Annotated in this window: 12 protein-coding genes; 9 read left to right on the forward strand and 3 right to left on the reverse strand. The window is 31.2% G+C overall.

The features are described from left to right. Window positions 1-6: 6 nt before the first annotated feature. Entirely contained in the window at window positions 7-1,098 is a 1,092-nt protein-coding gene (locus ABD940_RS00190) for a hypothetical protein (RefSeq protein ID WP_345199517.1), read from the forward strand. Here ABD940_RS00190 and ABD940_RS00195 read toward each other — a convergent pair whose 3' ends face one another. Together ABD940_RS00195 and ABD940_RS00200 are read right to left on the reverse strand one after the other, a co-directional pair. Continuing rightward, window positions 1,099-1,824: a LytR/AlgR family response regulator transcription factor gene (locus ABD940_RS00195; protein WP_345199519.1), complete on the reverse strand. Its 726-nt coding sequence runs from the start codon at window positions 1,822-1,824 to the stop codon at window positions 1,099-1,101. It abuts the gene before it with no gap. After that, window positions 1,821-2,897, reverse strand: a complete 1,077-nt coding sequence (locus ABD940_RS00200) for a sensor histidine kinase (protein WP_345199521.1) — start codon at window positions 2,895-2,897, stop codon at window positions 1,821-1,823. Before ABD940_RS00200 ends, ABD940_RS00195 begins: the two co-directional genes overlap by 4 nt. Window positions 2,898-3,091: 194 nt before the next feature. Between ABD940_RS00200 and ABD940_RS00205 the strand changes: the two genes are divergently transcribed. The 8 genes from ABD940_RS00205 (at window position 3,092) to ABD940_RS00240 (ending at window position 9,942) form a co-directional block, all read left to right on the forward strand. Continuing rightward, entirely contained in the window at window positions 3,092-3,520 is a 429-nt protein-coding gene (locus tag ABD940_RS00205) for a hypothetical protein (RefSeq protein WP_345199523.1), read from the forward strand. 2 nt (window positions 3,521-3,522) lie between these two features. Next, window positions 3,523-4,488 carry a DUF6268 family outer membrane beta-barrel protein gene (locus ABD940_RS00210; RefSeq protein WP_345199525.1) on the forward strand — a complete coding sequence of 322 codons (966 nt, stop codon included), beginning with the start codon at window positions 3,523-3,525 and terminating at the stop codon, window positions 4,486-4,488. A gap of 195 nt (window positions 4,489-4,683) precedes the next feature. Further along, entirely contained in the window at window positions 4,684-5,346 is a 663-nt protein-coding gene (locus ABD940_RS00215) for a glycosyltransferase family 32 protein (protein WP_345199527.1), read from the forward strand. A gap of 1,033 nt (window positions 5,347-6,379) precedes the next feature. Continuing rightward, window positions 6,380-7,096: an AAA family ATPase gene (locus tag ABD940_RS00220; RefSeq protein ID WP_345199530.1), complete on the forward strand. Its 717-nt coding sequence runs from the start codon at window positions 6,380-6,382 to the stop codon at window positions 7,094-7,096. After that, the gene (locus tag ABD940_RS00225) at window positions 7,093-7,833 is read left to right on the forward strand and encodes a YggS family pyridoxal phosphate-dependent enzyme (protein ID WP_345199532.1); all 741 of its coding nucleotides are present in this window, start codon (window positions 7,093-7,095) and stop codon (window positions 7,831-7,833) included. The genes ABD940_RS00220 and ABD940_RS00225 overlap by 4 nt, the downstream gene beginning before the upstream one ends. Continuing rightward, window positions 7,830-8,204 (forward strand): hypothetical protein, encoded by a 375-nt coding sequence (locus ABD940_RS00230; protein ID WP_345199534.1) that lies wholly within the window; start codon window positions 7,830-7,832, stop codon window positions 8,202-8,204. Before ABD940_RS00225 ends, ABD940_RS00230 begins: the two co-directional genes overlap by 4 nt. 122 nt (window positions 8,205-8,326) lie before the next feature. Then, complete coding sequence (locus ABD940_RS00235) at window positions 8,327-8,812, forward strand: hypothetical protein (RefSeq protein WP_345199537.1); 486 nt, start codon at window positions 8,327-8,329, stop codon at window positions 8,810-8,812. Between the two features lie 194 nt (window positions 8,813-9,006). Beyond that, window positions 9,007-9,942 (forward strand): hypothetical protein, encoded by a 936-nt coding sequence (locus ABD940_RS00240; RefSeq protein WP_345199539.1) that lies wholly within the window; start codon window positions 9,007-9,009, stop codon window positions 9,940-9,942. A 116-nt stretch (window positions 9,943-10,058) separates the two neighbouring features. Here the strand turns inward: ABD940_RS00240 and gcvP are convergent, their stop codons facing one another. Beyond that, window positions 10,059-12,917, reverse strand: a complete 2,859-nt coding sequence (gene gcvP / locus ABD940_RS00245) for an aminomethyl-transferring glycine dehydrogenase (RefSeq protein WP_345199542.1) — start codon at window positions 12,915-12,917, stop codon at window positions 10,059-10,061. Window positions 12,918-13,190: the final 273 nt, after the last annotated feature.

Consider the following 13,190-nt stretch of genomic DNA (forward strand, 5'->3'; position numbering starts at 1 on the left):
ATTTTCATGAAATCATTTTACTCATCTATTCTTCTCATTTCATTATTTTCCTGTAAACAATATGAAATAGAAAAAAACTGTTTTGAGGACGGCAAAGAAAAAGATACTAAATACAAAGAATTCAAAATCGATACTCCTGAAGAAATCTTGAAGGCAAATCCTTCTCATGTAAAATTCAGCATCAATAAAGATCTGAAAACTTATGAAGAAGAATTTAATGATGAGAGAAAATCAATGTCTGACTATGATGAAAATGCATGGAAGAAAAGAACGGAAGAATACAATGCAAAATTTGGTGATCTAAGAAAAAATTTTGGCGAACAGTTTCTTTATAAAAATATTCAGAAAGAAAATAATGATACTTACGGAATTGGCGAAAATCAGTTTGGGTATTGGTTTCTTGAAGTGAAAAACAATATTCCGAATGCTTACTATTTAGGTTTGAGCAATTTTACTCATTTTAATAATAATCAACCGGAAAATTTTGTATCCGGCAACAAACTTCTGACTTATGGAAGTTTTATAAGAATCAGTGAAAATTGGGGTTATCCTTTTGGTCCGCCAAAAGAAGCCGTAAAAGATCAGCTTGTTTTTGAAATCGATCTTGATGAAGTAAGAAAAGACAGTGATAAAGACCGTTTCAACAATTTATTTGAAAGATTAATTTTATTAAATCCAAACTCTGCAGACACTGATAATGATGGAATTTCGGATTTTACAGACATCAATCCGTTGCATAAATCTGAGAAATCTAAATTCACAGATCTGTATTCTCAGGTTGTAGATCATGATTATAAGAGCTTTGATTTTTCCAAAAACAATTATTCTTTTGCGGGATATTTTTCGGACTGTGATTATTTCCAAAAAATTAAACCAACTCATGTAAAAGTGCTTGTTTATCCTGAAAAAGAAAGATTTAATTTAAAATCTGATTATAAATTGAACATGTTTTCTCAGTATCTCGGAAAAATTAAAAGAGATAAAGACGGTAAAAAATTCTTTATCAATTATGGAAGTGGTGAAGGTGGCGGTTTTGTTGAAGCTATTTATCAAAATGGAAAATGGATTTTATCAAAACAGTCAACTCATGCTATTTAATTAATTATCAAAATTTAAAGATCCTCCAGAATACGCTTTAAAAAACTCAGATCTGTAAACTTCTCCTAAAGGGATTTCCGCATCATCAATGTAAATATTATGATTGTCGAAGGAATCAATAAATTTAATATTGACAACATAAGATTTGCTCACTCTCAGGAAAATATCTGCAGGAATTTTCTGATGTATTGTTTTTAAATTCATCGCTGTAATCAGCTTTTGCGTCTGTGTGTGAATGACAACATAGTCTTTCAAACCTTCGATATATTTAATCTCGGAAAAGTTGATTTTATAATATCTTCTGTCCGCTTTGATGAATAAAAAATCGGTAGTATTTGATTCTACAGTATTTTTTACCGTTTTGCTGGATAATAGATCTTTATAAAGAACAGCTTTTTCAATTGCTTTTTCAAGTCGTTGTTTATCAATTGGTTTCAATAAATAATCAACCGCATCCAGTTCATAACTTTTCAATGCATATTGCGAATAAGCAGTCGTAAAAATTATTAAAGTATCTTTTGGCAGCGTTTCTGCAAATTCCAGTCCTGAAATTAACGGCATTTCGATATCAAGAAAAATTAAATCAATTTCTTTTGTTTTCAAAAATTCTGTTGCTACAGGAACATTCGAAAAGCTTCCTAAAATTTCAATCTGCGAAATTTCTTTGATTAGCGACTGCATTTCCGCTCTTGCCAACGGTTCATCATCTACAATTATACAATTCATACAGGAATAATTAAGGTTACAAAATATTCTTTATCAGTCGAAATAATGTCCAATTCATAGGTGTTTTGATATAACAGTTCCAATCTTCTTTTGATATTGACCAATCCTAAACCGCTATAATTTTTATCCGAAACAGAATAGGTATTATTTTTTGAATTAATGCACTCGAAATAAAGTTTTTCATTCTCCATTTTAATCTTAATTTTGATATAATGTTCACTTCCATTGATATCAACACTATGTTTTACAGCATTTTCCACAAACGTTGTAAAAAGGTTCGGCGGAATAAAAATACTATTCAGTGTTCTTTTCTCAATATCTACATGAATATCAACAGATAAGTCTTCTCTTCTTATTTTTTCGAGGTTGATAAAGTTTGAAAGAAAATCAATTTCAGAGGTGAGTAACGTTTTTTCTTCGCCGTTTTCATATAACTGATACCTTAAAAATTCGGACAGTTTCATAATAACGGTCGTCGCTTTTTCGGGATCGGTTCTGATGAGTGCTTTTACATTATTCAGCATATTAAACAGAAAATGAGGATTGATCTGGTTTCGAAGCTCATTCAGTTCCATTCTTAGCGTAAGATTGTTGAGTTCTGTAATTCTCTGGCTGTCTTTTATCCATTTCTGCAAAAGTTTTACCGTAGTCGTCGTCAGAATAATCGGGATACACATCAAAACACCTTCATAAATTCCGCCTTTTCCGCCTTCTCTTGGAATATTCATGACACGATATTTAAGAAAAAAAGTTTCAAAACAGTAGCCGATCATATTTAATCCGCCCACTCCGAGAAAAATAAGAAGAATAAAATAGGTAAGATAGCGCGTCTTGAAGAAAAACAGTGGAACCAATACATATATATTAATATATACCATCCCGATCAATAAAACATACACAAAAAACAAGATGTAGTATTGATAAATTCCCGAATACCAATGCCAAAAACTCGCATTATAAATCAACAGAAAGAAGAAAATAAGGAACAACAAATGCCTCACAAACCTGAAACGGTCTTCCACAAGAAAATCGATGACGAGTGTTTCCTTAAAATTATGAGAATTGTATTTCATTCTTTTAAACTGTTTTTATCACTCAACAAAAATACGTTATAACGCAAGTTTTAATTAAAATATTATACAAAATCCGCATTTTATTATACAAATTGTTACGCCTTTGGTTTTCGTATAAAATACTACCTGTTTCGTATAAAAAACAATTTCCAGTGGGTAATTCTCTATTCCTTTGTCCTGTAAAATTTTCACTTATGGAACTGACAGCCTTTCAGGAATTAACAGAGCAAATCTCAATAGAATGTTTTTATATGACTGATTCTCAACAAGAAGAAAAGGTAATTCAACTTATTGACCTGCATCATTTTATTGACTGCTATAATCCACGGATTAAAATCATTAATTACATCAACCATCCGATCAATATCATTGAAGAAAATGGGGCTAAAAAAGGAATTTTATTCTACGATCTGAAACATCCCATTTCTTTAGACTTAAATCTTTTTGAAAGTTTTAAACGAAATAATCATCTGAAGGAAATCTGGTTTGTCTTTGTTGAAGAAGATTCCATTTCCAATTCTAAACAGTATCTCGAATTTATCGTAGAAAACAGTATTGAAATTTTTTATGATAAAATCTTCCAGTTCAATTTTTTCCAATCTATTATTAAAGAATTAAAATAATTATGAAAACATTTAGAAAAGCTCTTATTCCGTTTGCGTTTCTTCCTTTTAAAAACATTGTTTATTCTCAAAAAAAAGACAGTATTCCATTGAAAGTAAGAGCATTTGTTGCAGATAAATTTCCGCAGGCTCGTGATTTTAACTTAGAATTTACCCAAACAACACCACATAAATTCACTTCAAATCTTAATGGAAATGGCTTGCCTGACAACAAAGTAAAAGACTTTCATCAGATAAAAGCCAATGCCAATATTTATCTGGTCAAAAACAGAAAATGGTTGTTGAGTACTTCTCTTAATTACCGTTATACCGCTATAAATACCGAAAATCCTGTTTCGGATTATCAGGACAAAAACGAATATCATTATCATTCTGAAGCTATTAATGCAACTTATTTTTCTAAATTGTTTAATAAGATCGCTATTTATTCCGCTTCGATTTCTGTGGACGGAAGTGATGAACATTTTGAAAGAGTTCGCGGAATGCTGACCGGATCTATCGTTTTAAAAGCCAATCAGAAAACTAAAATGACATTGGGAGCAGCCGTATTTATTGATCCAAGTTCACAAGTTCCTGCCCTTCCGATTTTTACTTATGAACATAAATTCGACAATGGATGGGTTGCAGATATTATTTTACCGAAAAAAGTTCTGGTAAGAAAAGATGTTTTTTCAAACGGAAGGATTGCTTTCGGGACAGAAATGGATAATACTTCTTTCTACATTTATAAATCTGATAAAACTTATGAGTACAGACAATTGGAGATTAATTCCGGAGCAATTTATGAGCATAATTTAGGTAAATATTTCATCGGAACTTTAAAAACAGGAATCAGAGCAACTCCAAATGCAAGAGTTTTTGAGAAACAGGAATCTTTTAAAGACTACATTTTTGAAGCCAAATACAAGCCTTCTTTTTACTTCAATATCGGAATTTCTTACAATCCTTTCGGAAAACCAAAAAATTAATCAAGCGATTGATTTAACTTTTTAATAAAATTTTAATCTTATGATTAACTCAAAGATAAGCTGCATCAGCATTTAAAGATTATCATGGTTTCCCTTCCCATTCAAAATCTTTTTTGCTACACGAAAAATTTCAGTTAAATGAAATCATCTATAGCTTATTATTAATTGAATAACAGACTATTAAAAAAATAAACTATGGCAGTTCCGAAACAAATATTCCAGACTTTTAAGACTAAAAATCTTCCCTTCATTACTAAACTGCACATTTGGAACATGAAAAGAAAAAATCCCGAGTACAAATATTTTTTTTATGATGATCATGACATTGAAAAGTTTATCACAGAAGAATTTCCACCCGAATATATCGAAAACTACAAAAAACTAACTATCGGAGCTGCAAAAGCAGATTTTTTCCGTTACGCGATTCTCTACAAAAAAGGCGGAATTTATCTGGATGTAGACAGCTCTATCACAAAACCACTGAAATATCTTATAAAAGATAATGACGAGGCGATTATCAGCGCGGAAAGACATCCAAATCTTTTTGTTCAATGGGGATTAATTTTCAATAAAAACCATCCTTTTCTGGAAAAAACTTTGGAATTAATGCTTGATAATATCAAAACTCACCGCTACCCAAATAATATTCATGCAACAACTGGTCCTACAGTATTTAGCGAGGGAATAAGACAGTCATTACAGGAAAATCCTGATATTTCTTACAGGCAATTTGATGGTATTGAATTTCGTGGCTACTTAAAGTTTAAATATAAGCTAGGAAAATTTTTTCTTTATGAAAAGCGAGCGGAACATTGGAAACAAAAACAAATTAGTCAGGCAATTATTCAGGAATGCTAAACTTAATGTATCCTCATTTTTTGAGGTCGGAATAAATCCTGTGCACAATTAAAATAATTCTCATGCCTATCTCAATTAAAGATAAGGCATCAATTCTTTTTGTTTTAAGGAGAAGTTTAGAAAAAGATCAGCATCATAAGATTTCAACAATAATTGAAACAAAAGTTTGAAAAACAGATTATTTTTCAAAGAAAATTTGTGATTAAAATTTAAATTTTTTCTATTATTTATTAAAACATAAATGACATAATAAAAATTGTGTCATACATTTTTGTATGAAAAATTACGCTATAAATACTGATATAAACATCATAAAAAAATTCACTTGAAATTGATTAATAATAAATTTCATTAACATAAAAACTTTATACAGTTCCAAAATAAGTGATATAATATTGTCTCAAAGAATGTTATTATGTATTGCATTTTTTCTTTTTTGTATTATCAACTTTTAAATACAAAACATGAAAGTATTGAGAGATTGATAAAATTTTACAGATAACACAATAAAACCCTTTGTAAATTTTCAATTTTATATTAATTTAATGTAAACTAATTTTATCAAAATCTTAAACAAAACCACGTTAAAACACTGATATACATCATAATTATTTGTTTTGGCACATCATTTGAAAGTTGTAATATTGCAAATGTAAAATTGATAATAAATAGTCAAATAATTAAAAATTAAACAAAATGATCACTTACATCGGAATTGCAACATGTTTAGTAGTATTCGCATCTTATTTTGCAGCAGCAAGAAGAGAAGGAAACTAAATTAAATTTTCTGAACTGATAAAATAATCGGTTTCGGAACCAAGACGAATTATATTGTTATATGTTTTCAATCTGTAAAAAGATTGACTGCTCTTTTACTCATATCGAGTAAAAGGGCACAAAAAACATAGCAAAAGAATTTTACACTAAGGAAGACAAATTTTAATTTTTATAATAGCCGATAGGAAGTCGAACATGTATTTGTTCGGCTTTTTTGTTTTTTAAACTTTTATCTTTGCATAAAATTGAAGAAACGATGAATCTGTACGACCTTATTATTCAGGATAAAGAACAAGTAACACTCAATGATATTTTCCTTGAGCCCCGAAATAAGGAACAATTTGTGCAGCTCATCAAAGAGCATACATACATTAAAGAACTGCAGGAATATGGTCTTCCGGTGAACAACAAGGTACTTCTACAAGGAAGTTCAGGCTGTGGAAAAACGATGACTGCAAAAGCAATTGCGAATGCTTTGGGTAAAAATATCATTATTTTAAATCTAAGCAATATTGTTTCTTCGAGAATTGGCGAAACTTCGCAGAATATCAAAATGATTTTCGATAAAGCTTCCCGTGAAAGATCGGTGCTTTTCCTTGACGAACTCGACCAAATCGGAAAAGCGAGAGGAAGTGACGACAAAGATGTAGGCGAAATGAGGAGACTGGTAAACACATTGATCCAGTTGATTGATTATTATCCTGAAAATGCACTTTTGCTTTGTGCTACGAATCATCCTGAAATCATTGATACAGCATTGATCAGACGTTTTCAGCTGAAAATTAATTATGAAATGCCGTCTACGGAATTTCTGAATACCTTTTATGACAATTTATTGTCAAAATTTCCTGAAGATTTAAATAAAATAGATCGAAAATATGACGTTTCTTTTGCAGAAGCGAAGGATCATACTTTTACTTTAGTTAAATCAAATTTAATTAAAAAACTGGAGGCGAATGCCGTTAAAATATGAAAGAAGACATCCTTCACAACCTTAAAATCATCAACCAAAGAATAAAAAAAGCTTGCGAAAAAGTGGGTCGAAATGTTGATGAAGTGAAATTATTACTGGCAACAAAAACGGTTTCCGCAGAAAGAATTAAAATCGCTTTGGAAAGCGGACAAATATTAATTGCAGAAAATAAAGTTCAGGAATTAAAGGAAAAATATGAAGATTTAAAAGATATAACGCACCAAAATCATTTTATCGGTCATCTTCAAACAAATAAAATCAAGGATATTTTGAAATATGATGTTGCTTGTGTTCAATCTGTTGATCGTTTTGATTTGGCTGAAAAAATTCATCAAAGGCTTTCATTGGAAGGGAAATCGATAGAGATTTTAATACAGGTAAATACGTCGAATGAAGAAAGTAAATTTGGAATTCATCCCGATGAAGCAATTGATTTGGTGAAAAAAGTTGCTGAATTGGATACTTTAAAAATCAAAGGTTTGATGACAATTGGATTATTTAGTTCAGAAACCGAAAAAGTAAGGCAATGTTTTAAATTGCTGAAAAATCTTCAACAGAAAATCATTCAACAAAATATCTCAAATGTAGAAATGAAAGAACTTTCTATGGGAATGAGCGGTGATTTGGAAACCGCAATTGAAGAAGGTTCTACGATTGTGAGAGTCGGAACGGCAGTTTTTGGAGCAAGAATTTATCCTGATTCTTATTATTGGGATGAAAAGAACAAAAATTTATGATGAAAATATTTGGCATTTTTTTATTATTGATTCTGTTAATTTCCTGTTCTAAAAAATATTCCGGAGAAATAAATTTCAAAGGATGTAAAATAGCCTATCCTCTTCATAATGAGGAAAAAGACAAAGAGCTTTACGGAGATTTTGCAGTTTCCAATCAATGGGAATATGAATCGGCAATGCAAAAATTAGCAATTTGTCTTTGTGAAAAATATATCCAAAAACCTGATCCGGAAATCAAAGAAAAAATCATAGAAATCTATAAAGGTGATTTTGAATATTATCGCAGAGAAGTTTCCTTTAAAAAAGTGAATTTTGATTCTGTTTTAGCTAATAGAAAAGTAATTTTCGATCCTTCGATTTTTGTGAATTAAAGACATGATATTTTATATTTGGGTGATTTAAAATTTAATTTAATCGCTTTACCCAAATTATTAAACAATGCCTTTTCGATATACTGTTTTTTAACTATTTTTACATCATAATCTAATGATATATGAGAAAAATAGTGCTTGTGGGAATAGCAACTTTAGGAGGATTTCTAACAATCAACGCACAGTGTAAAACTGTATCTACCCTTACAGAAAATTTTGACACATGGAAAGATATTAATAAATGTTGGACCGCTCAACAAGGAAAAGCAATGCTTTATGCCAGTGATAAAAAAATTATATTTTATTCGATGACAAACCCCGGAGAAAATATGTATTTAGTAACTCCAAAAATTAAAGCCGGAAATTATACACTTACTCTTGACGCTTCAGACAACGGGGGAGAAACTACAATGGAATTATTTTCAATAAACAATACAGCCGATACAAAATCGTATGTTTCCATAGCTAAACCTTCAAAAATAACGGGAGATAAAAAAGTATTTAATATTTCTTTAAAAAAAGATGCCAATTTGGGGCTGAAAGTTTTGCTTAATGGTGTACATCAGGCTGTATATGTGGATAATTTGTCTTTGAAGTCAAAGAAATAATCTTTGGATAATTTACATATAGAATCCCTTTCGTTGATGAGAGGGATTTTTTATTTTGTGTTAACGAATCTAAACACAACGGAAATTCCGGCATCCTGTTGCGTCCTACTAGAATCTATATATCAGCTAATTACAACTCAATCATGTGATTGGGATATTTTTTCACTTGGTTTTGAGATAATTCTAATTTGAAAATGAGATTAAATTTTATTTATTTTAATTTTGATAAATCTCAATTAATAAAAAATTTAAATAAAGTGGATATTAAAGAATTCTTAGAAGATAATTTAAAAAAAATTAATTCAAAATGTTTTATCTGTTTTTGTGATTTAGGTAGTGACAATTTATCAAAAGAACATATTATACCCAAGTGGTTATTTAAAAAATTTAACCAAACGAATGGCGAGATAAAACTAGGAAATAGCTCAAATCTAAAATACCAGCGTCTTACAATTCCAGCGTGTAAAGATTGCAATAATGGCTTATTAAGTGAAATTGAACAAGATTTTAAATTAATTTTAGAAGAAAATTTCACAAATTTAACATTTGAAGATGAACTTACTATTGCTCAATGGACTTTAAAAGTAATGTTAGGAACAATTCTTAAAGAAACAATATTAGATAAAGATATCAGAAATCGGGGTGAAAAAATCCTTTCATTTGAAGAGATACAAAAGCTAATACCATTATTTATTTTACTTCAATCAGTCAAATATGAAACTAAATTCGAAAATGGAAAACCGTGGTCATTATTTATAACAACTTTTGATTCAGAAGACTATGATTATCAATCACATTCTTTTTTCAAAAGTGCAAGTTTTAAATTTGGAAAAATTGGATTCACTATAACATTTGATGATAGTGGGTACTATAAAAAAGCAATAACTAACGAATTTAAATTTACCAATTTGTCACATAAACAATTTATTGTTTTGGCATACTCATTCTTTTCACTTAGAAGTAATGAATTAAAAGACCTTACAGCACATAAAGAAATTACCTCAAATATATTACTTATTAAAAATAAAAAGCTATTCTTTAAACCTAAAATATTATTGGATAAAAATTTTCTCACAAAATACAATCATCTTATTGAAATATATCAAAAAAGGTCAAATGTAAATAGTTAAAAATTGTACTTATATAAAAAATACTTAATTCTTTTCAAGTGAACTTTGCTCCTCATAATAAAACAAAAAATCCCTCTCATCACTGAAAGGGATTTATTATATTTAAAACTTTTTAATTACATATAAGCTTCAATCGGCTCACAAGTACAAACTAAGTTTCTGTCTCCGTAAGCTTCATCAACTCTTGAAACAGAAGCAAAGAATTTGTGATCTCTCACCCACTCTAGCGGATATGCTGCTTTTTCTCTGCTGTATGGTTTATCCCAAGAATCAGAGATTACGATTTGCTCTGTATGAGGAGCGTTTTTCAATACGTTGTTGGCAGCATCTGCTTCTCCGTTGGCAATCTCATCGATTTCATGTTTGATAGCAATTAAAGCTTCTGCAAAACGGTCGATTTCTGATTTGCTTTCAGATTCCGTAGGCTCGATCATTAGTGTTCCTGCAACCGGGAAAGAAACTGTTGGAGCGTGGAAACCGTAATCCATCAATCTTTTCGCAACATCAGCCACTTCAATTCCTAATGATTTGAACTGTCTGAAATCTACGATACACTCGTGCGCTACTCTACCTTCAGTATTTGAATATAAAATAGGGAAATGTTCAGCTAAAATTTCTTTTAAATAATTAGCATTTAAGATCGCGTGTTCAGTTGCTTTTTTCAAGCCTGAAGTTCCTAACATTTTGATGTAAGCGTAAGAAATATTCAAGATCAAACCAGAACCGTAAGGCGCTGCAGAAATCCCTTCAATAGCTTCTTTAGAGCCAATTCTGATGTTTGCATTGGTAGGCAAGAAAGGAACCAGGTGTTTAGCCACACAGATCGGACCAACTCCAGGACCTCCACCTCCATGAGGAATAGCGAAAGTTTTGTGAAGATTCAAGTGACAAACGTCTGCTCCGATGTTTCCAGGACTTGTGAATCCTACCTGAGCGTTCATGTTGGCTCCGTCCATATATACTTGTCCGCCATGTTGGTGAATTAAGTCTGTAATTTCAATAATATTTGCGTCAAAGAATCCGTAAGTTGACGGATACGTGATCATTACACAAGAAAGGTTTTCAGAATGTTGTTCTGTTTTAGCTTTTAAGTCTTCGAAATCAATTTCTCCGCTTTCAAGATTTTTAACAACAACAATCTTCATTCCTGCCATTGCTGCAGAAGCCGGGTTGGTTCCGTGCGCAGACTGAGGAATCAATACTACATTTCTGTGACCTTCGCCTCTTGAAATATGGTATTCTCTGATCACCATTAATCCTGCATATTCTCCCTGAGCTCCAGAATTTGGCTGAAGAGAAGTTCCTGCGAAACCAGTGATTTCAGCTAAATCTTTCTCCAATTCACGGATCATTTCCTGATAACCTCCAGCTTGATCAACCGGTACAAATGGATGAACACTTCCCCAATTGTCCCAAGAAAGCGGTAACATCTGAGTTGCGGCATTCAACTTCATTGTACAAGAACCCAAAGAAATCATTGAGTGAGTCAACGATAAATCTTTTCTTTCCAGACGTTTGATGTAACGCATCAATTCTGTTTCCGTGTGGTATTTGTTGAATACTTGTTCCGTAAGAATTTCGTCTTTTCTTAAATTCTCTTCAGGAATGCTGTATCCTTCTTTTATTTCTAGTTTGAAAGTCTGCTTATCTTTAAACTGTGCGAAAGAAGCCATCAGAACATTTAATTTTTCCAATGTTGTACTTTCGTTGATCGCGATGCTTACAACTCCTTCTGTGAAATAATTCAGATTAAGTTTATGATCAAGCATCATTCTCATTAATCTTCCTTTTTCATCTTCGCTTAAAGTGATTTTTACGGTATCAAAAATTGGCTCTTCAACCGTTTGATATCCTAAAGCTTTAAGACCGTTTTTCAAAGCATTTGCTTTAAAGTGAATCTGATCAGCAATATAATTTAATCCTTTAGGACCGTGATAAACAGCATACATTCCAGCCATTACTGCCAAAAGAACCTGAGCTGTACAAATATTTGAAGTTGCTCTTTCTCTCTTGATATGTTGCTCTCTAGTCTGTAAAGCCATTCTTAATGCACGTCTTCCGTACATATCCTGAGAAACTCCGATAATTCTTCCCGGAATATCTCTCTTATAATCTTCCTTACAAGAGAAAAATGCTGCGTGAGGACCTCCGTAACCCAATGGAATACCAAATCTCTGAGAAGTTCCAACTGCACAGTCAGCGCCCATTGAAGCCGGAGATTTTAGTTTAACCAAAGCCATCGGATCACAAGCAACTGCAACCTGAAGATCTAATTTTTTATATTCTACAATATCTTCCGTATAATCTAAAACAATTCCGTTTTTACCCGGATATTGTAATAGAACTCCAAAATAAGAACCATCAAACTCGTGAGTTTTATGATCTCCTTCTACGATTTCAATTTCCAATCCTTCAGCTTTTGTTTTTAAAACAGAAACTGTCTGAGGTAAAACCAAGTCAGAAACAAAGAATTTATTTGCACCTGCTTTTTTCTGATCTTTTGTTCTGTTATTGAAGAACATATGCATTGCTTCTGCTGCTGCTGTAGATTCATCTAATAATGAAGCATTTGCCAAAGCAAAACCAGTCAAATCACACACAACAGTCTGGAAATTAAGAAGAGCTTCCAATCTTCCCTGTGCAATTTCCGCCTGATAAGGTGTATAAGCGGTGTACCAACTCGGATTTTCAAAAATATTTCTCTGAATAGCCGATGGTAATAATGTATTATGATATCCAAAACCAATATAGCTTGTATAATCAGTATTTTTCGATGCCAATTCTTTAGAATGGATAAGCATTTCGTATTCTGAAAGCGGTTCTGAGATGTCAAGATCTTTTTCTAAACGGATAGAAGAAGGGATGGTTTGAGAGATGAGCTCTTCGATACTTGAAACGCCAACTTTTTCCAACATCGCCTGTTTATCGGCTTCATTTAGGGAAATGTGACGGCTCACAAACTGTTCTGTATTCATTTTTTATATTAGATTTTGTTTGTAAAAAAGATTCGTAAAATTACGATTTTTTCGAAAATTGTACAACTAATTTAAAATCACAAACAAATAACGAAAAGTATTCTATCTTATTCAAAATTAATAGGTTTTTATTATCATTTTAAATATAAAAACAGTTAAATACAACTTTTTGATTAAATTAAAACTGATTATAATTTTTTAAAAATTCGTAAAAATGAGTAAGAAAATTCTATTATTAGGTTGATAAAGTTTTTTGTGGAAATTTTAAATAAT

Source organism: Chryseobacterium ginsengisoli (assembly GCF_039542325.1).
GTDB classification, from domain to species: domain Bacteria; phylum Bacteroidota; class Bacteroidia; order Flavobacteriales; family Weeksellaceae; genus Chryseobacterium; species Chryseobacterium ginsengisoli.